We start from the raw sequence: 21596 nt of genomic DNA, 5'->3' as shown, positions 1-21596 counted from the left end.
ATGACGCACACGGGCTGGAGCGTTTTCAGCTTCGACGGTATCGGGACCAGATGGGAAATCTCGACGCCGGAGGAACTCCCGGACAGGGTGCGTGTCAGCCTGCTCGGCGTCGTGGAGGACTACGACCGAAGCTATTCGCGTTTCCGGGACGACTCCCTGGTTGCAGCGCTCGCCCGTGAAGCCGGCACCGTCACCCTCCCGGCCGGGGCAGGAGAGCTGGAACAGCTATTCAAAAAGCTGTACCGCCTCAGCAACGGCGCCATGACGCCGCTCATCGGCGGCAGCCTCGAGCGACTGGGCTACGGTGCGGGCTATGCCTTGCGGCCCCTCGGCCACCCGGTGGCGGCACCGCGGTGGGAAGACGTCCTCGCCTGGAAGGGTACGACGATCTCCGCTTCCGCACCCGTGGTCCTGGACATCGGTGCTGCCGGGAAGGGCCAGCTGGTGGACCTTGCGGCAGCGGTCCTGCGCTCAGCGGGAATCACGGAGTTCCTTGTCGATGCCAGCGGCGACATGCTCCATTCCGGGGCGGAACCGTTGGGCGTGGCCCTCGAACACCCGTACGACCCCACCCAGGCGATCGGCGTCGTCGAACTCCACGACGGCGCGCTGTGCGCCTCCGCCGCCAACCGCCGCGCGTGGGGCGACGGGCTGCACCATGTCCTCGACGGCGCGACTGGTCGCCCGATAGAGACCGTGGTGGCCACGTGGACCATGGCTGCCACCGCAGTGGAAGCCGATGCCCTGGCCACGGCGCTTTTCATGGTGGATCCGAAGGTGCTTGAGGGAGAATTCGAATTCTCCTGGCTCAAGGTTTATTCGGACGGACACGCCGCCTATTCGGCCGGCTTCGAAGGGACACTGTTCTCATGATTGCCATCAAAGCGCGAGTGGATGCCTGGCTCGGCCGTTTCACGATGTACCGGCTGATCCTCTGGGTCCTTGCCGTACTCGCGGTGTACAGCCTGGTGTTGAACGCCTTGGGGTGGCTAAGCTTCGGGCTGCCTGAGATGCTGGTCCACCTCGTGCTGTGCCTGGGTCTGACGTACGCATCGAACAGGCTCGTGGCCATGCTCTTCAAGGTGCAGCCGCATTCGGAGTCCTCGCTCATCACAGGCCTTCTGTTGTACTTCCTGTTCTGGCCCACCGAGCTGATTCCCTCGGTCCAGATCCCGGATCTCGCCGGTGTCGCCGTGGCATGTGTCATCGCCTCGGCATCCAAATACGTCCTGGCCTTCCGCGGACGGCATATTTTCAATCCCGCCGCGGCGGGCGCCTTCATCGCAGGGCTGACGGGTTTGAACATCGCCACGTGGTGGGCAGCAACCCCGGCCATGCTGTGGCTCCTGGTCCCCGGCGTGGCGCTGGTGCTCTACCGGACGCTGAAGGTGCTCATGGCCTGCGCTTTCCTGGTGGTGGCGCTGTCGGTGGTCTGCGCCGTGCTCCTCCGGGGCGGAATGAGCTTCGGCTCCGCTGTGTGGCAACCGATCGCGCAGCAGCCGTTGCTGTTTTTCGTCGGCTTCATGCTCACCGAGCCCCTCACCCTGCCTCCCCGCCGATGGCAACAAGTGGCACTGGCCGCCGTCGTGGCCTTGTTGTTTGCGGTGCCCTACAACCTGGCGGGCGTCGTCGCCAATTCGCCCGAGCTCGCACTGCTCATCGGGAACCTCCTCGCCTTTCTCGTGGGACAGCGCGGCGGAATCATGCTGACGTACAAGGGTTCGCGTCCGATGACGCCCTTCACCACCGAATTCCGTTTTGAGCCACGACGGCCCGTCCGTTTCCTGCCGGGGCAGTTCATGGAACTCAACCTTCCGCACGCTCGCTCGGACGGGAAAGGACGGCGACGGGTCTTCAGCATCACCAGCGCGCCGGACTCGCCCGAAATGACATTCGGCGTCGGCACGGCGGAACCTGTCTCGGCCGCCAAGCGCGCGTTGCTCGCGCTTGAGCCTGGACAGTGCGTCCAAGGAACCGCGGTGGGCGGCGACTTTGTCCTACCGCCCGACGCCGGCAAACCCGTGCTGCTCATCGCGGCGGGAATCGGGATTGCCCCTTTTCTTTCCCAGCTGGCGTCCGGCGACTCCGCGCGAAGGGACATCGTCGTGTTGTATCTCGCCCCCAGTGCCGCCGAACTAGCCGGGAGCGATGTCCTGGCGGCCTCCGGCGCACGGGTCATCGCCCGCCTTTCGGACGGTTCCCCGCCGTCGTTCATGCACGACGCCGGGCGGAGCCGCATCGACGGCGACTCCCTGCGGGAGCTGATCCCCGATGTCGCCGAGCGGGAAGTGTACGTCTCCGGGTCCCCGGCAAACGTGGACACCCTTCGCTCCGCCGCCCGCCATGCCGGAGCCCGACGAATCCATGTGGACGCTTTCGCGGGCTACTGACGGCTCGCCCCCGCCCGTTTTCCATTGCGGCGCGGTGACCTGCTAAGCTCGTGGACGTCCCTCCGGCAACGGACGGGAGCCCCGGATGCCCTCGTAGCTCAGGGGATAGAGCGTCTGCCTCCGGAGCAGAAGGCCGTAGGTTCGAATCCTATCGAGGGCACAACAGAAAACCCCGCCAGTTCAAGGAACCGGCGGGGTTTTTCTTTGCCTGTCCGCGTTGCCGGGGACATGCCGCACCGGGCCTGCCAAAAAAGTCGGTGGCCGCTCCTAAGCTGTTCGTACCCGTCCAACAGGTACGAAAGGGTTCGCCGTGATTTGTTCCATCATTCCTCCCTACATGCTGCGAAGGCTGGCGGCCCAGCACGAGCCCCGCCTGCGGGTGATTGCCCGCGCGGCCAAGGAATCCCTGCTGCACATCAAGAACCTCCAGGCGGTCCGGGCGCTTCCGGTGCCAGTCCCTGTGCCCACGGCGCGCCAGGCGAAGCCCGGCCCGCCCAAGCGGACCATCTACGACGCCGGCTCCACCGAGGCTTTGCCGGGGACGCTTGTCCGCAAGGAGAAAGGTCCGGCGACGGGCGACGCTGCCGCCGATGAAGCCTACGACGGACTGGGCGAAACCCACGCGCTTTTTGCCGAGGCGTTCAGCCGGAATTCGATCGACGGCGCCGGGCTGAAACTCGATGCCACTGTCCACTACGGCGAGCTGTACGACAACGCCTTCTGGAACGGCAGCCAAATGGTCTTCGGTGACGGCGATGGCGAGATCTTCCAAAGGTTCACGACGTCGCTCAGCGTGATAGGGCACGAGCTCGCCCACGGCGTCACCCAGTACACGGCGGCCCTCGCCTACCGGAACCAGGCCGGGGCCCTCAACGAGTCCATGTCGGATGTTTTCGGGGCGCTTGTGGAGCAGTATGCCAAAAAGCAATCTGCTGCCGAGGCCAGCTGGCTGATCGGCGAGGGCTTGTTCACCGACGCCGTCCAAGGCACCGCGCTTCGTTCCATGAAAGCACCAGGGACTGCGTATGACGACGACGTGCTCGGCAAGGATCCGCAACCGGACTCCATGGACAAGTACGTCCGGACCACCGCGGACAACGGCGGTGTGCACATCAACTCAGGCATCCCCAACCGGGCGTTCTCCCTTGTTGCCCTGGAGCTGGGCGGCAATGCCTGGGAGGCGCCGGGACAGATCTGGTACAACACGCTGAGCAGCGGCTCACTGCCTGCCACGTGCACGTTCGGACGCTTCGCAAAGGCCACAGCGGCGTCGGCGGAGGAGCTCTTCGGCGCCGGTTCAAACGAGCATGACGCAGTCCATAAGGCGTGGGAAACTGTGAAGGTAAAGCTCTAGCAGCACCCTCCGGAGCAGTGGAAGCCGCAGAACATGAAAATCACTGTCCAGCGCAGCGGTGGCGTCGCCGCGATCACACGCGTCTGGACCGTGGATGCCGCCACTTCCGAAGACAAGAGACGCTGGATGCCGATCGTGGAGGCCTGCCCTTGGGACCAGGTGCCATCGCGCGCACTAGCGGCCGCGCAGGCAGCCGGGAGAGCGGCCGGGCAAGCCGACCGGTTCATGTATTCGATCCGCGCCGGACAACACCGGGCCACGCTTCCGGAAACCGATGTCACCGGGCCATGGCACACCCTCGTGGAGAACGCCAAGGTAGAGGGACACGAGACCCTCCGCCGCTAGCCAACCTCCGCCAACTGGCCACGGAAAGCCCTGCGGTACGACTGCGGGCTCGTGGCCAGGACCTTGGCGAAGTGGTGCCGCAGCAGCACGGAATGCCCGAACCCGGCTTCGCGCGCAACCTCGTCGATGTTCAGCTCCGTGGTTTCCAGGAGTTCCTGGGCCCGGAGCACGCGTTGCGAGTTGAGCCAGGCCGCCGGCGTGGCACCCGTTTCGGCCCGGAACCGGCGGGCGAAGGTCCGGGCGGACATGTGCAGCCGGGCCGCCAGTTCGTTGACGCTGTGGTCCCGATCGAGGTTCTCCACCATCCAGCGCAGCAATGCCTCCATGGGCGCAGAGCCGCACGTGGGCATGGGCCGGTCGATGAACTGGGCCTGGCCGCCGTCGCGGTGCGGCGGAACGACCATGTCGCGGGCAATGGCGGCAGCAACGTGGGCGCCAAGCTCGACGCGAATCAGATGCAGGCAGGCGTCAATGCCGGCGGCCGTGCCGGCACTTGTGATGATCGTTCCGTCCTGGACGTAGAGCACATTTTCGTCCACGTGAATCTGCGGGTACCTGCTGGCGAGGTCCTGTGAATAATGCCAGTGCGTGGTGCAGCGGCGCCCGTCAAGGAGGCCTGCACGGGCAAGCGCGTACGCCCCGGAACAAATTGACATGACCCAGGCCCCGCGCGCGTGCGCCGCCCGTAGCGCAGCCAATACAGACTCCGGCACGTCCTCATCCCGTCCGTATGGAGCCATGATGACCAGGTCGGCATCGGCCGTGGCTTCCAGGCCCAGGCCGACGTGCATCGACAGCCCGGACTTCATCTTCACGTCTCCGGGGACGGGAGTGCAGACCCTGAAGTCAAAGCCGGGAACGCCACTCCCACGGTCCGCGCGGTCAATGCCAAAGACCTCGCAGGCGGTCCCGAATTCGAAGATCGAGAAGTTGGGAACAACAATGATTGCCACCGTTTTCAACATAGATCCAGTGTGGCAGAAAATTGCCTAAATGGGTCGTTTCTGCCACTGTTTCTTGGGGTGCACAAGGACCACGATGGAGTCATGGAATTCATCGGAGTCTTGCTCTTCATCATCCTCATCATCACTGCCGCCGCTTCCATCTCAGCTGTCCTCCGGGACGGCCGCGGCCGGCTTCCCGACCGTTCCGAGCCCTGGACGGCGAGGGATCTGCCTAACAACTCATGCTGGACACTGCGCGCGTTCTAAGCACAGTCTGCCCCTGAACACGGACGACTTTTGTCCGCATCGTGGGCTAGATTCAATGCCATGATCCAGACATCCGCGAGGCTCCTGCAATTGCTGTCCTTGCTGCAGGTCCGGCGTGAATGGACCGGCCCGGCATTGGCCAAGCGGATGGGTGTCACCGAGCGCACGGTCCGCCGCGATATCGACAAGCTCCGGAACCTCGGCTACCCCATCCATGCCTCACCGGGCGTAGCCGGCGGCTACCAGCTGGGCGCCGGGGCGCAGCTCCCGCCGTTGCTGCTCGACGACAATGAAGCACTCGCCGTCGCACTGGGGCTCAACTCCGTGGCGGCGGGTCCGGTCGCCGGTATCGGCGAAGCGTCGGTTCGAGCCTTGGCCAAGCTCGAGCAGGTGCTGCCCGCACGACTCCGCCCGAAGTTCGCGATGCTCAAGGCTGCGGTCACCACGCTGCCCAGCAACGCGGCGTCGGTAGACCCCCAGCAGCTCACGGTGGTCTCTGCGGCGATCGCGGACAAGCGACAACTCAGTTTCGACTACGTCAAGGCTGACGGCGACGCCGGCCGGCGTCTGGTGGAGCCATACCGGCTGGTGGACACCGGGCGGCGCTGGTACCTCGTCGCGTGGGATGTGGACCGGGAAGACTGGCGCACGTTCCGCGCCGACCGCATCGCCACGCTTCCGGCCGAACGGAAGAAGTATGTGCCGCGCCCCCTGCCGGCCAAGGACCTCGCGGACTACGTCCAGCGCTCCGTGACCCGCTCGCCGTACCGTTACGACGTCGTCGTGCGCCTCCACGCCCCCATCGCCGAGGTGGCCGCCGTCGTCGGCCCGCAGCTCGCGAGCTTGAGCGACGACGGCGGGAACGCCACCCTGCTCCGTGCCGGCTGGGACAGCCTGGCCCAGCCCGCGGCGCACCTCGCGGCGCTCGACATGGACTTTGAGATCATCTCTCCGGAGGAATTCAAGGAATATGCCCGCACCATGGCCGGGCGATTGGAAAAGGCCGCCGGGAAGCACTCACTGCAAGGCGACGCGCCGCCACAGTAGACTGTCAGCAGCCATGACACTTCATATTTCCTACCCCGCAGAGCTGCCCGTCTCCGAGCGCCGCGAGGACTTGATGGCGGCCATCGCCGCAAACCAGGTGACCATCATCGCCGGCGAAACCGGTTCCGGCAAGACCACCCAGATCCCCAAAATGTGCCTGGAACTCGGCCTCGGGGACAAGGGCTTGATCGGCCACACCCAGCCGCGCCGCCTTGCCGCGCGTACCGTTGCCGAACGCATCGCCTTCGAAATGGGCGTGGAGATAGGGCAGGAAGTGGGCTTCCAGGTCCGTTTCACCGGCGAAGTCAGCAGGGCTACCAAAATCAAGCTGATGACCGACGGCATCCTGCTGGCCGAGATCCAGCGGGACAAGTTGCTGCGGAAGTACAGCGCCATCATCATCGACGAGGCACACGAGCGCAGCCTCAACATCGACTTCATCCTGGGCTACCTCAAGCGGATCCTGCCGCAAAGGCCGGACCTGAAGGTCATCATCACCTCGGCGACCATCGACCCCCAGCGTTTCGCGAAGCATTTCGGCAGCGAAGAAGAACCTGCGCCGATCATCGAAGTCTCGGGCCGGACCTACCCGGTGGAAATCCGCTACCGTCCGCTGTCCCAACCGGCCGGCGGCAGTGCCTCCGGCGAAGATGAGGACGCGTCCGACGACGAGCTTGAGGAGGACCGCGATCCCCTCGACGCCGTGTGCGACGCCGTCGACGAGCTCGCCCTTGAGGCTCCAGGAGACATCCTGGTGTTCTTCTCCGGCGAGCGCGAAATCCGCGACGCGGCGGAAGCCCTGAACGGCCGGATCCAAGCCAACCGCAGGCTGGCGGGCACGGAGGTCCTCCCGTTGTTTGCCCGTTTGAGCCTGCAGGAGCAGCACAGGGTCTTCAACCCGGGCGGCAAACGGCGGATCATCCTTGCCACCAACGTCGCGGAAACTTCCCTGACGGTGCCGGGCATCAAATACGTCATCGACACCGGCACGGCCCGCATCTCGCGTTACTCGCACCGCACCAAAGTGCAACGGCTGCCGATCGAACGTGTTTCGCAGGCATCGGCAAGCCAGCGTTCCGGCCGCTGCGGTCGCGTGTCCGAAGGTATCGCCATCCGGCTCTATTCCGAGGAAGACTTCGAGTCCCGCCCCCCGTTCACTGATCCGGAGATCCTGAGGACCAACCTTGCCGCGGTCATCCTGCAGATGACCGCCATGGGTGTTGCCCGCGGCCCCAAGGACGTCGAGAACTTCCCCTTTGTTGAGCCGCCGGACTCCCGTGCCATCAACGACGGCGTCACGCTGCTGCGCGAACTCGGCGCCCTCAGCGCAGCACGCACGGGCGACGGCGGCGCTCCCCCGGCCATCGACGGCGGCAACGCGCGCACCGGGGGCGGCGCAGAAAACCGGGGCGGCCTGACCGCCGTCGGGCAGAAGTTGGCCCAACTCCCGGTCGACCCCCGGCTCGGCAGGATGATTGTGGAAGCCGGAAAGCGCGGCTGCGTCAAGGAAGTCATGATCCTGGCAGCGGCCTTGACCATCCAGGATCCGCGCGAGCGCCCGAGCGATAAGCAGCAGCTTGCCGCCGAGAAGCACGCGCGCTTCCGGGACGAGAACTCGGACTTCACTGGATTCCTGAATCTGTGGAACTACATCCAGGAAAAACAGCAGGAGCTCTCCTCCACGCAGTTCCGCCGGCTGTGCAGGAACGAGTTCATCAACTACCTGCGCGTCCGCGAATGGCAGGACCTCTTCCAGCAATTGCGCCAGCTCGCCAAGCCGCTGGGAATCACTATCGACAACAAGCGCGAGGCCGACCCCGTAGGCAACAACGAGGGAATCCACATCAGCCTGCTCTCGGGACTGCTGAGCCACATCGGCATGCTGGATGAACGCAAGCGCGAATACGCCGGAGCACGAGGCAGCCGATTCGCCATCTTCCCGGGCTCGGCGTTGTTCAAGAAGTCGCCCGCTTTTGTGATGGCCGCGGAGTTGGTTGAAACTAGCCGGCTCTGGGCCCGGGTCGCGGCGAAATTCGATCCCCTGTGGGCCGAGCAGGTTGCGCCGGATCTCGTGAAGCGTTCCTACAGCGAACCCCACTGGTCCACCCGGACGGGCTCGGTCATGGCGCACGAGAAGGTCATGCTCTACGGAGTTCCCATCATCCCGAACCGCCGCATCAACTACGGCAGGATCGACCCCGAGCTCTGCCGCGAACTCTTCATCCGGCATGCCCTGGTAGAAGGCGACTGGAAGACCCACCACAAATTCTTCCACCGTAACCGCGCCTTGCTCCACGAGATCGAGGAACTCGAGACGCGGATGCGCCGCCGGGACATCCTGGTGGACGACCACACGCTGTTCGAGTTCTACGACGCCAGGATCGGCAAGGACGTGGTCTCCGAACGCCACTTCGACAAATGGTGGAAGGAAGCCCGCCAGCAGGACCCCACCTTGTTGGACTTCGACCAATCGCTGCTCATCAGCGAGGACGCCGAAGCCCTGGACGATTCCGCCTACCCGAAAACCTGGCTGCACAAGGGCTTTGAGCTGCCCCTGAGCTACGAGTTCCATCCCGTGGCTCCCGGCTCGCCGCCCAATCCCTCGGACGGCGTCACAGCCGAGGTTCCCGTGCTGTTCCTCAACCAGCTCGACGACGCCGCCTTCCGATGGCAGATACCCGGCCAGCGGGTGGAACTCGTCACGGCCTTGATCAAGTCGCTGCCCAAACAGATCCGCAAGAACTTCGTGCCGGCCCCGGACGTGGCCCGGCAAGCGGCTGCTGCCTTGGAAACCGACTTCGATCCCGCCTCGGACGATCTTCAAACCTCGCTCGAGCTGGTGCTGCGCCGTATCCGCGGACACATCATTCCTCCGGGATCGTGGAATTGGGACGCCGTGCCGGCGCACCTCCGCGTCAGCTTCAAAGTGGTGGACAGCCGCGGCAAGGTGCTCGACGAAGGCAAGGACCTCGCCGCACTCCAGGAACAGCTGGCCCCGGCCACCCGCCGGGCCATCGCCGAATCCCTCGGGGCAACACCCGCGACGACGGCACGCGCCAACGGTCCGAAGGGCGCCCCAAATGCCGGCGGTACCGGATCCAGCGGCGGAAACGGCCGCGGCGGGACGACCCAGCAGTCCGCCGGTTTCCTGTCCGAGCAAACCGGGCTGACCGAGTGGACTTTCGGAGCTATCGAACGCCAAGTGACGCGCACGGTGAAGGGGCACGATGTCACGGGCTTTCCCGCTCTCGTGGATGAGGGAAAATCCGTTGCGTTGCGCGTGTTCCAAACCCGGGCGGAGCAGGAGCCGGCAATGCGCGGCGGCGTTATCCGGCTGCTCGCCCTGCGGGTTCCCGCCCCGGACCGCTACGTCCTGGAACATCTGAACAACACGGAGAAGTTGACGTTCAGCCAGAACCCTCACGGCTCGGTGAGCGCCTTGATCGCGGACTGCGTCCTGGCGGCCATCGACAAGCTGACTCCGGCCGAACTTCCTTGGGACAAGGCGGCGTTCGATGCCCTGTACGAACTGGTCCGTGCGGAGCTGATCGACACCGTCTTCACGGTGACCGCCGTCGTCGAACGCATCTTGGGGAGCACCCGGCGGATCGAGAAGCAACTCAAGGGCAGCACGAGCCTCGCCTTGATCAGTGCGCTCAACGACATGAAGAGCCAACTGGAGCAGCTCGTGTTCCCCGGTTTTGTAGCACGGACGGGCTACGCCCAATTGAGCCAGTTGCCGCGGTATCTGGCCGGAATCGAGAAGCGCCTCGAAAAACTTCCGAACAATGTCCAGCGTGACGGGCTGAACATGTCGGTGGTGCAGGCATTGGAGGACGACTACGACGACGCCGTCTCCGCCCTGCTGCCTGGCCGACGGGCAGGAGCTGAATTAACACGGGTGCGCTGGATGATCGAGGAGCTGCGAGTGAGCCTTTTCGCCGTCGAGCTTGGCACAGCCTACTCGGTTTCGGAAAAGCGCATCCGGACCGTGCTCAACCAGGCGCTGGCACCCGCGTAGCCGGGGCGCCGGGCAGAATACCTGCGCTTCCCTCCCTCCCGGGATGCGACGGGTTCCCGCGACGGTAGCGACGCTCGCTCACCTATACACGCCTTTCCCCCGACGCTCGCTCACCTATACACGCCTTTCCCCCGACGCTCGCTCACCTATACCGCCGCATTCCCGCCAGGGGTGAGCGAGCGTTTGGGAAAACACCACAAAGGTGAGCGAGCGTCACCCCGGAACCGGGTCGCCGGACCGCAAGGGTGCTGCCACCTAGACGGCTTCTCCCGGCCTCAGTCCGCCGGAACGAACTCTCGGTGCCCGGCGGCGACGAGGCCGGCGCGGAGTTTCGCCGCGTTCGCGTCGAGCCGCGCAGGGTCCGGGTTGTGCTCTACGGTTCCGAAGTCGAAATCGGCCAGGGACGTTGCCGGGAAGACGTGCACGTGGAAGTGCTCCACTTCGAATCCCACTACGGAGAGTCCTGCCCGTGGTGCGCCAAACGCCTCCACTTGTGCCTTGCCGATTGTCTGCGCGACGGACATGACTTTGTTGAGGAGCTCAGGGGGGACGTCGGTCCAGCGGTCCACCTCTTGGCGCGGCACCACGAGAGTGTGGCCGTCGGTAAGCGGGGCGATGGTCAGGAAGCCCACGACGTCGTCGTCCTTCCAGACAAAACGTCCGGGAATCTCGCCGTTGATGATCTTGGTAAACAGGGTGCTCATACGTCTGCCTTTTCCGAAGCGGGCTGAAGGGTCTTGGTATCGAGGACGAAACGGTATTTGACGTCGCCGGCAACCATGCGGTCGTAGGCTTCGTTGAGTTGCCGGGCAGTGACGACTTCGACGTCGCTTACTACGCCGTGCTCGGCACAGAAGTCCAGCATTTCCTGGGTCTCGGCAATGCCGCCGATCAACGAGCCTGCATAGGAGAGGCGGCGCCGGATCAGAGCGCCGGGACTGACCGGGGGCATGTCGGTGGGAGGGAGCCCCAATTGGAAGAGGGCCCCATTCAGCCGCAAGGTGCGGAAGTACGGGTTGAGGTCATGGGGCGCCGCAACAGTGTCGATAATGACGTCGATGGTGCGGTTGGCGCCTTCCATTGCCTCGGGATCCTTCGAGAGGATCACGTCGTCGGCGCCAAGTTCTATTGCCGCCTCGAACTTGGCCTCCGAGGTGGTGAAGACCACTACGCGCGCCCCCATGGCCTTCGCAATCTTGACCGCCATGTGGCCCAGTCCACCGAGTCCGACGACGCCTACGACGTCCCCCTCCTCGACGTCGAAGTAGCGCAGCGGCGAGTAGGTGGTGATGCCCGCGCAGAGCAACGGCGCCGCCGCTGCAGGGTCAAGGCCCTCTGGCACCCGGAGCACGAAGCGGCGGTCAACCACCACCGAGGTGGAGTACCCGCCCTGGGTGATGGAGTTGCCGTTCCGCGCGTCCTTCACCCCATAGGTGCCGACGTTTCCGCGTTCGCAATACTGCTCCAGGCCTTCGAGGCAGCTGCCGCACTCGCGGCAGGAATCCACCATGCAGCCGACGCCCACCAGGTCTCCCGGTGCGAAGTCGTCGACGGCGGAGCCAACGCTGCGGACCCGGCCCACGATTTCGTGGCCGGGGACCAGCGGATAGTCCTGGGCCCCCCATTCGCCCCGTGTCGCGTGGACGTCGGAGTGGCAGAGGCCGCAGAAATCGATCTGGATCTCGACGTCGTCTTCCTTGGGAACGCGGCGCGCCACGGTCAGCGGGACAAGACCGCTGTCCGCAGAAGTGGCGCCGTATGCGGCCGCGAGTGTCGGCGTGCCGTGCGCGCCGGGTGTTGATGGGGCGGCCTCCGCTGTCTCGTCAGCCACGACGAGCGGCTTGCCAAGGGGTGGAGGAACGGGGCGTCCGGGGGTCATGCCTCGACGCTACCCCTGCGGGATGATTTATTGCCACTCTGCGCTGCCACGCCCTCCGGCTTCGCCGCGGCCACGGTTCACTGACCCGGAGATCCCAGCGGCGCTGCTCCAGTGAGCACCTGGTTGGAGTCGAGCGAGGACCACTGCGAAAAGGAGCCCGGGAAGAGTGCCGCCCTGAATCCGGCGATTTCCAGGGCCGCGATCTCGTGGGCTGCCGTTACGCCGGAGCCGCAGTAAACCGCTACCTTGCTGCCCTCGTCGATGCCCATGGCCGCAAATCTATTGCGGAGCTGGGCTGCGCGGAGGAACGTGCCGTCCGGTCCGAGGTTTCCGGCGGTGGGGGCGCTCAGCGCGCCGGGAATGTGTCCCGCGCGGGGATCAATGGGTTCGATTTCGCCGCGGTAGCGCTCCCCGGCCCGGGCATCGAGAAGGATTCCGTGGTTGTGCCACTCCGCTGCCTCGTCCATGGTGATCGCATCCATATGGCCGTGTCCCAGCACGACGTCGCCCGGAACCGGCGGTTGCTCGTCCTGCGCCAACGGGTGGCCGGCCGTGCGCCAGGCACCCAATCCGCCGTCGAGCAGGAAGACGGAGTGGAAACCGGCGTCCCGGAGCAGCCACCACAACCGCGCCGCAGCGGTGCTGCCGCTGTCATCGTACGCAACCACGGTGTCGCCGTCGTTGATGCCCCAGGCACGGGCGCTCCGCTGCAGCGCAGCGGTGGGCGGCAACGGGTGCCTGCCTTGGCCCTCGGCCGTGGGATCGGCAAGTTCGTTATGCAAGTCGACATAGACTGCGCCTGGAATGTGGCCCTGGCGGAAGTGCGAATGGCCGTGCGGATCGCCCAACACCCACCGGACGTCAAGCAACACGGTCCGCTTGCCCGCATCCATGCGGTCCTTGAGCGCGGCTACGTCAATGAGGGTGGCCATCAAATCTCCTTCGTTTTGCTGTGTCTACCAAACGACGTCGAAGCGGCCGCAGTTCAGCTGCCGACCGGCTACCAGCCTATCCTTGGGCGGCAGCCTCCGCCGGTAGGCTGGATCGGTGAGCACTTTACGCAACCAGGACCGGGCATGGGCCAGCGAGGCAATCCGACGCATCGAAGCCGAGAACAACCGTTCGGCGGATACGCACCTCTACGCGGTGCCACTCCCGGAACATTGGGGTGTCCAGCTCTACCTCAAGGACGAGTCCACGCACCGTTCGGGCAGCCTCAAGCATCGCTTGGCCCGCTCGCTCTTCCTCTACGGCCTGGTCAACGGCTGGATCACGGAAGGGACCACCATCGTGGAGGCTTCCAGTGGAAGCACGGCTGTGTCCGAGGCGTACTTCGCCAGGCTGATCGGGCTTCCGTTCATCGCCGTGATGACCCGGACCACCAGCCCCGAAAAGATCGCCCTCATCGAAGAGTTCGGTGGCGCCTGCCTCCTCGTGGATCACGCCTCGGAGGTCTATGCGATGGCCGAGGAGGTTGCCCGGACGTCCGGTGGTTACTACATGGACCAATTCACTTTTGCTGAGCGCGCCACCGACTGGCGGGGCAACAACAACATCGCGGAATCGATCTTCGAGCAGCTGGCCCTCGAAGAGCATCCGGTGCCCGAGTGGATCGTGGTGGGCGCCGGCACCGGCGGAACCAGCGCCACCATCGGCCGGTACCTGCGGTACCACTGCCACTCGACCCGGCTGGCAGTGGTCGATCCCGAAAATTCCGCGTTCTATCCCGGGTGGCGCGACGGCGTCCCGGACTACTCGACGGGTATGCCCTCCAGGATCGAAGGCATCGGACGGCCGCGCATGGAGCCCAGCTTCGTCCCGGCCGTCATCGACACCATGATCCAGGTTCCCGATGCGGCCTCGGTGGCCGCTATGCGGCACCTCCGCAGGCTGGCCGGGCTGCACGCCGGGCCTTCCACGGGAACCAACCTGTGGGGCGTTTGCCAACTGATTGCCGAGATGGTGGCCCGGGGAAAGCGCGGCAGCATTGTGTCGCTCATGTGCGACGCCGGCGATCGCTACGCGGGGAGCTACTACAACCCGGACTGGCTAGCCGAGCGTGGACTGGATCCGGCCCCGTACGAGGCAGTGCTCGCTGACTTCTTCGAGACAGGCATCTGGCCGCCCAGCATATAGGCGCCGCGGCATTTAGGCCACGCCGCCTGTAGGCGCCGCGGCGGACTGAGCTAGACCTCCACCGATTCCCGCGGCGACAACCTGGCATAGCTGGTACCGTACTTCGCGCCGATCCTGGTCACATGGGCTTCCACCAATCCGCGTCCCAGTTCGTTGAGCAGGCCATCGTGGACCGGATAGGCCTTGGGCGCGCGGACCGCGATCACGAAGTCAACCACCTCGCCCACTTTTGACCACGGCGCGTGGATTGGCACCAGCAGGGTTTGTACGTCGATGCCATCAGGGACAACGAACGAGTCCCCCGGGTGGAAGATGTTTTCGTCCACGAGGTAGCCGATGTTGGCCACTACCGGAATCTGCGGGTGGATGAGGGCATGCTGCCCTCCGAAGGAACGAATCGCAAAGCCCCCCGCTTCAAAGGACGTCCCGGGTTCGACGGCGTGTACCCGATCGCCGTCGTCGCCCGCCTTCACGGCCAGCTGGGAAGCGACCCCCGAGGGTGCGTACACCTGAAGTCCCGGGTTTCCCTTGAGGGCTCCGACGACGGCGTCCGCGTCCACGTGGTCAGCGTGCTCATGGGTGATCAGCACCGCGTGGGCGCCTGCGAGGGCTTCCTCGGACTCGGAAAAAGTCCCGGGGTCGATCACGAGGACCTGGCTGTCCTTTTGCAGGCGGACACAAGCGTGGGTGAACTTGGTGAGCTTCATGCAGCCAGCCTAGGGCTGGCCTCCAATGGTGTCCACGAACCGACGTCGGGGCGTGGCCTGCTGGTAACGTTGGTATTTGCGAACATCCACATCGAAATGAGTCCACGAATGTCACAGGGCGCCCATGCCGCCACGTCCGGGCCCGCAGCCCGGACGCTTCCGGATGCGAAGGATCCCGTCGTCAAGGAGCAGCGCGTCACCAAGCAACGCCTTGCGGTCAGCGCCGCCCTGGACGAACTTGACGACTTCGTGAGCACGCAGGAACTTTACCGGCTGCTCCAGAACCAGGGCGTTTCGGTGTCCCTGGCAACGGCGTACCGCATTCTGCAGTCGCTTGCCGACGACGGCCTTATCGATGTGCTGAGAAATGCCGATGGCGAAGCCGTCTACCGCCGCTGTGCGGTCTCGGGCCACCACCACCATCTGCTGTGCCGCAATTGCGGCAAGGCCGTCGAAGTGGAAGCTCCAGCCGTCGAGACGTGGGCGGCCCGGGTGGCTGCTGAGAACGGCTACACCGAAGTGGCGCACACGGTGGAGATTTTCGGTCTCTGCCCTGAGTGCACTGCCAAGAAGGCTGAGGGCCTGCTCTAGCCGGCTACCGTCTGGTCCTGGACGGCCTGGCCCACGGCGGCGTGGGGACGGACGATCCTGCCGTTGATTCCCCGTTTGGCCCGCACGTTGCCGATGATCCGGCACACCACATAGATCAGGAACGACAAAGTGGTGACATACGGGCTGATCGGAATCCGGCTGCCGAGCGCCAGGAGAATTCCACCCACAGTGGCGGTGATCGCAAAGACCACGCTCAACAAGACCACGAGCCGCGGCGAAGTGGTCACCCGCAGGGCAGCAGCCGCGGGCGTGATCAACAATGCCAGGACCAGAAGCGCGCCGACTATCTGGATGGACAGGGCAACGCTGACGCCGAGCAACACCATGAAGGCAATCGCCAAGCCACGGACAGGCACTCCCCTGGCTTCCGCCATCTCGGGGTCCACGCTCGCGAAGCTGAGCGGGCGCCAAATTGCGGCCAGTGCGAGCATGACCACCACAGCCGTGCCTGCCAGGACCTGGAGCTGGACAGTGTCCACCGAAACGATCTGGCCGGTCAGCAGCCCGAACTTGTTGGCAGCCCGGCCCTGGTAGAGGGCCAGGAACAAGATGCCAAGGCCCAGCCCGAACGGCATGATGACGCCAATGATCGAGTTCTTGTCCCGCGCCCGGACGCCCATGAGTCCCAGAAGCAGCGCAGCCGCGACGGATCCCGCGAGCGAACCGAAAATGATGTCCGCCCCGATGAGCAGGGCGAAGGAGGCGCCGGCGAAGGACAACTCCGAAATGCCGTGCACCGCGAAGGCGAGGTCCCGCTTCATGACGAAAGTGCCGATGAGCCCGCCGAGCAGGCCTAGGACTGCACCGGCCCAGATGGAATTCTGGACGAGCGCCAGCAGTTCGCCATAGTTTTCAAAGTTGAAGATGGTGTGAAGGATGCTTCCGAGATCCATTTAGTGACCTTCCTCCACACCGGCGTGGGCGTCATCGTGGTAGTGGGTCGTCGCGTCCGGAAGCCCGACGACGACGATCCTGCCGTTCGCGCGGATGACCTCAACGCGGCTGTTGTACAGCTCGGACAGGACCTCGGTGGTCATGACCTCCTCCGGTGTTCCCACCCGGAACCTGCCGCCTGCAAGGTAGAGAACCCGGTCGACGTAGTCGATGACCGGGTTGATCTCGTGGGTCACGAACACGACGGCGCTGTTCCGCTCGTGGCATTGCTGGTTGATGAGGGCACTCACGGCCTGTTGGTGGTGCAGGTCCAAGGACAGCAGCGGTTCGTCACAGAGCAGGAGTTCAGGCGCCGCGGCAAGGGCTTGCGCAACACGGAGCCGCTGTTGCTCGCCGCCGGACAATTGGCCAAGTGGTACTCGGGCGTAGTCGCTCGCCCCCACCAAGTCCAGGAGCGAGTCGACGCGTTCATTGACGGCTTTGGCCTTGATCCGCAGGCCCCAGCGGTGGCCGTCGACGCCGAGGGCAACCAGGTCCCTGGCACGCAAGGGTGTATCCGGAGCAAAGGACTTTTGCTGCGGAATGTAGCCGATCTTCCGGCTGCCACGTTCCACGGGGTGTCCGGCCACGGTCACCGTCCCCGAGTGAAGCTGCTGCAAACCGAGGAGGACTTTGAGGAGGCTGGTCTTGCCGCTGCCGTTGGGGCCGAGCACAGCGAAGAACTCACCCGCCTGGATGTCCACGTCGAGGTCCTTCCAGAGGGCCCGTTGGCCAAACTGGAGGCCCGCGCCGCGAAGGCTCACTACCGGTGTCAAAAAGATTCCTCGATCCATGGGATTCGCGAAGCGATGGTGCTGGTGGCCTGCTCTTGGATGAACAGAGAGGGCCCCGCAGCCGCCCTGTATATCTTAGGACGATTGCGGGGCCCGTCTGCTCTTATATGCCGGCGCCGTTTACTTGTTCAGGGCAGCAGCAACGTTGCCCACATTTTCCGTCATCCAGGCGACGTAGTCCTTGCCCTCGGGAAGTGTCTCGGTGAAACCAATCACCGGAACACCGGCGGCGGTTGCGGCGGCCTTCAGCTTCTCCGTCTCGGCGCTTGCAGTCTGTTCGTTGTACGCCAGGAAGCGAACGGACTTCGACGAAATCAGATCGCTCGTTTCCTTGACCGCTGCCGGCGGAACGTCGGAGCCGACCTCAATAGCGTGGCTGAATTCCTCCGGCGTCTTGTTCTCCAAGCCTGCAGCTTCAAGCAAATACCCGGGAACGGGCTCCGTGATGGCGACCGGAGCGGAACCCTTGGCTGACTTGATTTCAGAGACTTTGGCGCTGAGTCCGGTCAGCGAGGACTTGAACTTGTCGGCGTTGGCAGTAAAGGTCTTGGCATCGGCCGGGTTCAGGCTTCCAAGCTTCGCAGCGACGGCGTCGGCCACTTTCGCCATGGCGTCGAAGTTGTACCAGACGTGCTCGTTGAACCCTTCCGGCACCGCTGAGGGGGATGTGCTGGACGTCGCCGCGGGAAGGAGCCCCGAAACGTTGACCGCAGTGATCGTCTTGTCCGCAGCCACCTTGCTGTCATCGGCCAGCTTGCTGAAGAAGTCGTCGTAGCCCGCGCCGTTGTCGATCACCAATTGGGCTTTGGAGACGACCAGTTTGTCCTGGGTGCTTGCCTCGTAGGAGTGCGGATCCTGGCTGGTCTTGCTGATGATGGACGTGACAGACACCTTGTCACCGCCGACGCTCTTGGCGATGTCGCCGTACACGCTGGTGGAGGCGACCACGTCGATCACTCCGGAGGACGACGACGGCGCCGTCGCGGCGGGTGCCGAGCATGCGGCAAGCAGGACGGCAACTGCCGCGCACGCAGCAGGCACTGCGGCAAGGGAAAGACGGGCGGCGGTACGGCGCACGGGAAACCTCGGATCTACCGAATCAAGCACAACAGGGGACTCAAATAAGTGTACCCACAAATGGGAATGATTCCTATTTAGAATTCCAGACGGGTCCTGCTGGCCCCTTGGGGCCAGCAGGAGGCTACGCCGACTCGGGTCCGCCCAGCCGCCGGATTCCCCTGGCCTGGGTGGCGTCACGGATCTCGCCCACAAGCTGCTCGATAACGTCCTCCAGGAACAACACTCCCAGGGTCGCGCCGCCGGTCCCCACAACACGGCCCAGGTGCGAGCCGGTCCGCTGCATCACGGCCATGGCATCTTCAATTTCGTCCTCAGGTGCGAGGTTCACGAGGGACCGGATCCGGCTTTCCGCGATCGGATAGCGGCGTCCTTCCTCGGGGATGGAAAGCACATCCTTGATGTGCAGGTAGCCGGTCAACTCGCCGTCGTCGTCCAACACGGGAAAGCGGGAGAAACCGGTGCGGCTGACCGCCTTCTCGAGTTGCCGCGGCGTAGAGCCAGGCTTGAGCGTTACCAGTTTGTCCAGCGGCACCATGATGTGCGCCGCGGTGTGCTCGGAAAACTCCAAAGCGCCGCTCAGCAAGCCGGCGTCGTCGTCCACGAGCCCGTGGCGGGTCGATTCCTGCACGATCGACTGCACTTCTTCGAGCGTGAAGGAGGAGGTCACCTCGTCCTTGGGCTCGATCTTCATCAGGCGAAGGATGCGGTTTGCCAGCCAGTTCAGGGTCCAGATGACGGGCTTCACGAAACGGGCCACGTGGACCAACGGCGGCGCCAGGAGCAACGCTGCCTTGTCTGCGACCGAAACAGAGATGTTCTTGGGGACCATCTCGCCAAAGGTCACATGCAGGAAGGTGACCGCAAGCAAGGCAACCGCAAAAGCGATAACGTCTGCCAACTCAACAGGGACACCTACGGACTCCAGCGGTGCCCCCAGCAAATGGTGGATGGCAGGCTCGGCCACGAGGAGAATCAGCAAGGAACACACGGTGATGCCGAGCTGGGCACACGCCAACATCAGCGAGACGTGTTCCATTGCGTACAGAGTCGTCTGCGCGCGTTTGGAACCGCGTTGGGCCAAAGGTTCAATCTGGCTGCGGCGCGCAGACATCACGGCAAACTCGGCGCCGACAAAGAAGGCGTTGCCGATCAACAGCACCACGAGCCACAGGATTCCTACCCAGTCGCTCATGCGGCACGTCCTTTGCGACTGGTTTTGGCCATGGGGTTGCCAACGGCATCGCCTGCCGAACCGCCGGAGCCCTTACTCAACCGTTTGCCCGCCTGCTTCCTGCTTTGCCATCCGCTCGAATCGCTTTCCGTTGCGCCTCTACGATCGGCGCCTTTATCGTCGTCGCCGTCGTCGTCGGTGTCGGGAGCCGTGGGGTGGAAGCAAATGCGGTCGATCCGGCGACCGTCCATACGGGTGACGGCCAAAGTGCCGCCGCCGGCCTCGACGACGTCGCCTACCAACGCGATCCGTCCAAGTTGGCTCATGACGTAACCACCCACGGTCTCGTAGGCGGGGTCGTCGGGAACCGTGAGGCCCGGGATCTGCTCGCTGACCTCGTCCGGGCGCAAGAGTCCAGGGAAATACCAGTCCCCCGAGGCGCTCTGCAGCAGTCCAGGACGGACTTTGTCGTGCTCATCCGCAACTTCGCCGACGATTTCCTCCACCAGGTCCTCAAGGGTCGCGATCCCCGCGGTTCCGCCGTACTCGTCAAGCACGACCGCGAGTTGCAGGTTGCCCTCGCGAAGTTCCAAAAGCAGGGCGTCAAGGTGGATGGTCTCGGGAACGCTCAGGACCTCGGACATGATTGCTCCGGCTTCCAGCCGGCTCCTGCGTTCCGACGGGACGGACACGGCTTTCTTGATGTGCACCACGCCCCGGATGTCATCGGCCGATTCGCCGATGACCGGGAAGCGCGAATATCCGGTCCGCCGCGCCGCTTCGATGATGTCCGATACCGGCTGGTCGGCGTCGATGGTTTCCATGCGGATGCGGGGGGTCATGACGTCCGCCGCCGTACGCGCCGAGAAGTTCAGGGTCCGGGCAACAAAGTTGGCCGTGCCGGCGTCGAGGGTTCCCAGCTCTGCTGAACGGCGTACGAGGGAGGCCAGTTCAGAAGGCGAGCGGGCACCCGAGATCTCTTCCTTGGCCTCGAGTCCCACGAGGTTGAGCATCTTGTTCGAGAAACCATTGAGCACAACGATTGCGGGCTTGAACACGGCTGTGAACATCAGTTGCGGGCGGGCCAACGCCCGGCCCAGCGGGAATGCCAAGGCCAGGGCCATGTTCTTCGGGACGAGTTCGCCGATCAGCATCGACAAAACGGTGGCGAAGGTCATGGCGAGGATGAGTGACAAGGACTGCGCGGCGGCCTCAGGCAGCCCGGCCCAAAGCAGCGGTCCGTGCAAGAGGGAGCCGACGGATGGCTCCATGACGAAGCCGGTCAACAAGGTGGTGAGGGTGATCCCCAATTGGCAGCTGGAGAGCTGGGTGGAGAGGGATTTCAGGCATTTGAGCAACGCCGCGGCGGCATGGTCGCCGCCGTCGACCGCTCTTTGGACCGTTGACTGGTCAAGCGCCACGAGCGAAAATTCGACCGCGACAAAGAAGCCGGTACCCAGAATGAGGAGCACGCCGGCCAGAAGGAAAAGCCACTCCATCAGAGGCCGCCGGAGGGTGCGAACGGCTGGAGCAGGGCGCCAGGAAGACTAATGGCTGGTTGACCCGGCGGAGGTTGGTCGGACGCTGCGGAAGAACTATCCGCCGACCGGCCGGCCTGGAGCTCCGGGGTGCGATGGGCATGTGTACGGGCATTGCCGGCTCTGTGGGTGCGTTGCTCGGAGATAGCCGAACGGCTTCCCCCGCAGCTCCCAGGCCGGCACCTAGAATTACTGTCCATAAGAATTCAAGTCTACAGTCCGGTCGCGGCGCGGCTTCACGCGACTTCACCGGCCGGGTTCGAGATCTGCGACGCTAAAACGGCAGGAAAAACCCGGGAAAGAAGATGCACCTCGGGGCATGGAAGCCGGGGCATATCGCGATCGGCATGATTTAGATCACCACTATTGGCAGATAGC

At 64.6% G+C, this 21596-nt stretch carries 19 protein-coding genes and 1 tRNA gene; 10 read left to right on the top strand and 10 right to left on the bottom strand.

The window, feature by feature from the left end:
* The 5 genes from AB4074_RS00985 (at position 1) to AB4074_RS00965 (ending at position 4089) form a co-directional block, all read left to right on the top strand.
* The gene (locus AB4074_RS00985; RefSeq protein WP_441411721.1) at positions 1–873 is read left to right on the top strand and encodes an FAD:protein FMN transferase; all 873 of its coding nucleotides are present in this window, start codon (positions 1–3) and stop codon (positions 871–873) included.
* Positions 870–2390, top strand: a complete 1521-nt coding sequence (locus AB4074_RS00980; protein ID WP_441411720.1) for an FAD-dependent oxidoreductase — start codon at positions 870–872, stop codon at positions 2388–2390. Before AB4074_RS00985 ends, AB4074_RS00980 begins: the two co-directional genes overlap by 4 nt.
* Positions 2391–2477: 87 nt before the next feature.
* Positions 2478–2550 (top strand) — tRNA-Arg (locus AB4074_RS00975).
* 177 nt (positions 2551–2727) lie between these two features.
* A complete protein-coding gene (locus tag AB4074_RS00970; protein WP_441411719.1) occupies positions 2728–3744 on the top strand; it encodes a M4 family metallopeptidase in 1017 nt (338 codons plus the stop codon).
* 33 nt (positions 3745–3777) lie between these two features.
* Positions 3778–4089 carry a protealysin inhibitor emfourin gene (locus tag AB4074_RS00965; RefSeq protein WP_441411718.1) on the top strand — a complete coding sequence of 104 codons (312 nt, stop codon included), beginning with the start codon at positions 3778–3780 and terminating at the stop codon, positions 4087–4089.
* Here AB4074_RS00965 and AB4074_RS00960 read toward each other — a convergent pair.
* The gene (locus tag AB4074_RS00960; protein WP_441411717.1) at positions 4086–5054 is read right to left on the bottom strand and encodes a GlxA family transcriptional regulator; all 969 of its coding nucleotides are present in this window, start codon (positions 5052–5054) and stop codon (positions 4086–4088) included. The genes AB4074_RS00965 and AB4074_RS00960 overlap by 4 nt on opposite strands.
* Before the next feature lie 81 nt (positions 5055–5135).
* Here AB4074_RS00960 and AB4074_RS00955 point away from each other — a divergent pair, with 81 nt between their 5' ends.
* From AB4074_RS00955 to hrpA, 3 genes are read left to right on the top strand one after another with little or no spacing between them, the layout of a single operon-like run.
* On the top strand, positions 5136–5300 hold the full coding sequence (locus tag AB4074_RS00955) for a hypothetical protein (RefSeq protein WP_236811764.1): 165 nt from the start codon (positions 5136–5138) through the stop codon (positions 5298–5300).
* Positions 5301–5360: 60 nt separating this feature from the next.
* Positions 5361–6347, top strand: a complete 987-nt coding sequence (locus AB4074_RS00950; RefSeq protein WP_441411716.1) for a helix-turn-helix transcriptional regulator — start codon at positions 5361–5363, stop codon at positions 6345–6347.
* 13 nt (positions 6348–6360) lie between these two features.
* Positions 6361–10368: an ATP-dependent RNA helicase HrpA gene (gene hrpA, locus AB4074_RS00945; protein ID WP_441411715.1), complete on the top strand. Its 4008-nt coding sequence runs from the start codon at positions 6361–6363 to the stop codon at positions 10366–10368.
* Positions 10369–10643: 275 nt separating this feature from the next.
* Here the strand turns inward: hrpA and AB4074_RS00940 are convergent, their stop codons facing one another.
* The 3 genes from AB4074_RS00940 to AB4074_RS00930 all read right to left on the bottom strand — a co-directional run bounded on the left by AB4074_RS00940 (position 10644) and on the right by AB4074_RS00930 (position 13179).
* A complete protein-coding gene (locus AB4074_RS00940) occupies positions 10644–11072 on the bottom strand; it encodes an HIT family protein (protein ID WP_437770775.1) in 429 nt (142 codons plus the stop codon).
* Complete coding sequence (locus AB4074_RS00935; RefSeq protein WP_441411714.1) at positions 11069–12247, bottom strand: NAD(P)-dependent alcohol dehydrogenase; 1179 nt, start codon at positions 12245–12247, stop codon at positions 11069–11071. The genes AB4074_RS00940 and AB4074_RS00935 overlap by 4 nt, the downstream gene beginning before the upstream one ends.
* A gap of 77 nt (positions 12248–12324) precedes the next feature.
* On the bottom strand, positions 12325–13179 hold the full coding sequence (locus AB4074_RS00930; protein WP_441411713.1) for a sulfurtransferase: 855 nt from the start codon (positions 13177–13179) through the stop codon (positions 12325–12327).
* A gap of 115 nt (positions 13180–13294) precedes the next feature.
* Between AB4074_RS00930 and AB4074_RS00925 the strand changes: the two genes are divergently transcribed.
* Positions 13295–14383, top strand: a complete 1089-nt coding sequence (locus tag AB4074_RS00925; RefSeq protein WP_441411712.1) for a PLP-dependent cysteine synthase family protein — start codon at positions 13295–13297, stop codon at positions 14381–14383.
* 50 nt (positions 14384–14433) lie between these two features.
* Here the strand turns inward: AB4074_RS00925 and AB4074_RS00920 are convergent, their stop codons facing one another.
* A complete protein-coding gene (locus AB4074_RS00920) occupies positions 14434–15090 on the bottom strand; it encodes an MBL fold metallo-hydrolase (protein WP_441411711.1) in 657 nt (218 codons plus the stop codon).
* A gap of 108 nt (positions 15091–15198) precedes the next feature.
* Between AB4074_RS00920 and AB4074_RS00915 the strand changes: the two genes are divergently transcribed.
* The gene (locus AB4074_RS00915; RefSeq protein ID WP_441411710.1) at positions 15199–15681 is read left to right on the top strand and encodes a Fur family transcriptional regulator; all 483 of its coding nucleotides are present in this window, start codon (positions 15199–15201) and stop codon (positions 15679–15681) included.
* Here AB4074_RS00915 and AB4074_RS00910 read toward each other — a convergent pair.
* The 5 genes from AB4074_RS00910 to AB4074_RS00890 all read right to left on the bottom strand — a co-directional run bounded on the left by AB4074_RS00910 (position 15678) and on the right by AB4074_RS00890 (position 21179).
* The gene (locus tag AB4074_RS00910) at positions 15678–16595 is read right to left on the bottom strand and encodes a metal ABC transporter permease (RefSeq protein WP_441411709.1); all 918 of its coding nucleotides are present in this window, start codon (positions 16593–16595) and stop codon (positions 15678–15680) included. The two genes, AB4074_RS00915 and AB4074_RS00910, sit on opposite strands and share 4 nt — an antisense overlap.
* Positions 16596–17429, bottom strand: coding sequence for a metal ABC transporter ATP-binding protein (locus AB4074_RS00905; protein WP_441411708.1), 834 nt, complete (start codon positions 17427–17429; stop codon positions 16596–16598).
* A gap of 120 nt (positions 17430–17549) precedes the next feature.
* Positions 17550–18506 (bottom strand): metal ABC transporter solute-binding protein, Zn/Mn family, encoded by a 957-nt coding sequence (locus AB4074_RS00900; RefSeq protein WP_441411707.1) that lies wholly within the window; start codon positions 18504–18506, stop codon positions 17550–17552.
* A gap of 124 nt (positions 18507–18630) precedes the next feature.
* Complete coding sequence (locus tag AB4074_RS00895) at positions 18631–19701, bottom strand: hemolysin family protein (RefSeq protein ID WP_345452788.1); 1071 nt, start codon at positions 19699–19701, stop codon at positions 18631–18633.
* On the bottom strand, positions 19698–21179 hold the full coding sequence (locus tag AB4074_RS00890) for a hemolysin family protein (protein ID WP_441411706.1): 1482 nt from the start codon (positions 21177–21179) through the stop codon (positions 19698–19700). Before AB4074_RS00890 ends, AB4074_RS00895 begins: the two co-directional genes overlap by 4 nt.
* Positions 21180–21596 lie beyond the last annotated feature (417 nt).

Origin of the sequence: Arthrobacter sp. 2MCAF14, assembly GCF_052115645.1 — a bacterium.
GTDB lineage: Bacteria > Actinomycetota > Actinomycetes > Actinomycetales > Micrococcaceae > Arthrobacter.
The sequence above is the reverse complement of the archived record's forward strand: the minus strand, read 5'-3'. Positions and strand labels throughout refer to the sequence as shown.

What these genes read in the sequence shown, in the direction of transcription:
- AB4074_RS00955 (WP_236811764.1), top strand. Translation starts at nt 5,136, where the DNA reads ATGGAATTCATCGGAGTCTTGCTCTTCATCATCCTCATCATCACTGCC.
- AB4074_RS00930 (WP_441411713.1), bottom strand. Translation starts at nt 13,179, where the DNA reads ATGGCCACCCTCATTGACGTAGCCGCGCTCAAGGACCGCATGGATGCG.
- AB4074_RS00910 (WP_441411709.1), bottom strand. Translation starts at nt 16,595, where the DNA reads ATGGATCTCGGAAGCATCCTTCACACCATCTTCAACTTTGAAAACTAT.
- AB4074_RS00970 (WP_441411719.1), top strand. Translation starts at nt 2,728, where the DNA reads ATGCTGCGAAGGCTGGCGGCCCAGCACGAGCCCCGCCTGCGGGTGATT.
- AB4074_RS00920 (WP_441411711.1), bottom strand. Translation starts at nt 15,090, where the DNA reads ATGAAGCTCACCAAGTTCACCCACGCTTGTGTCCGCCTGCAAAAGGAC.
- AB4074_RS00985 (WP_441411721.1), top strand. Translation starts at nt 1, where the DNA reads ATGACGCACACGGGCTGGAGCGTTTTCAGCTTCGACGGTATCGGGACC.
- AB4074_RS00935 (WP_441411714.1), bottom strand. Translation starts at nt 12,247, where the DNA reads ATGACCCCCGGACGCCCCGTTCCTCCACCCCTTGGCAAGCCGCTCGTC.
- AB4074_RS00960 (WP_441411717.1), bottom strand. Translation starts at nt 5,054, where the DNA reads ATGTTGAAAACGGTGGCAATCATTGTTGTTCCCAACTTCTCGATCTTC.
- AB4074_RS00940 (WP_437770775.1), bottom strand. Translation starts at nt 11,072, where the DNA reads ATGAGCACCCTGTTTACCAAGATCATCAACGGCGAGATTCCCGGACGT.
- hrpA (WP_441411715.1), top strand. Translation starts at nt 6,361, where the DNA reads ATGACACTTCATATTTCCTACCCCGCAGAGCTGCCCGTCTCCGAGCGC.
- AB4074_RS00895 (WP_345452788.1), bottom strand. Translation starts at nt 19,701, where the DNA reads ATGAGCGACTGGGTAGGAATCCTGTGGCTCGTGGTGCTGTTGATCGGC.
- AB4074_RS00890 (WP_441411706.1), bottom strand. Translation starts at nt 21,179, where the DNA reads ATGGAGTGGCTTTTCCTTCTGGCCGGCGTGCTCCTCATTCTGGGTACC.
- AB4074_RS00915 (WP_441411710.1), top strand. Translation starts at nt 15,199, where the DNA reads ATGTCACAGGGCGCCCATGCCGCCACGTCCGGGCCCGCAGCCCGGACG.
- AB4074_RS00965 (WP_441411718.1), top strand. Translation starts at nt 3,778, where the DNA reads ATGAAAATCACTGTCCAGCGCAGCGGTGGCGTCGCCGCGATCACACGC.
- AB4074_RS00980 (WP_441411720.1), top strand. Translation starts at nt 870, where the DNA reads ATGATTGCCATCAAAGCGCGAGTGGATGCCTGGCTCGGCCGTTTCACG.
- AB4074_RS00950 (WP_441411716.1), top strand. Translation starts at nt 5,361, where the DNA reads ATGATCCAGACATCCGCGAGGCTCCTGCAATTGCTGTCCTTGCTGCAG.
- AB4074_RS00905 (WP_441411708.1), bottom strand. Translation starts at nt 17,429, where the DNA reads ATGGATCGAGGAATCTTTTTGACACCGGTAGTGAGCCTTCGCGGCGCG.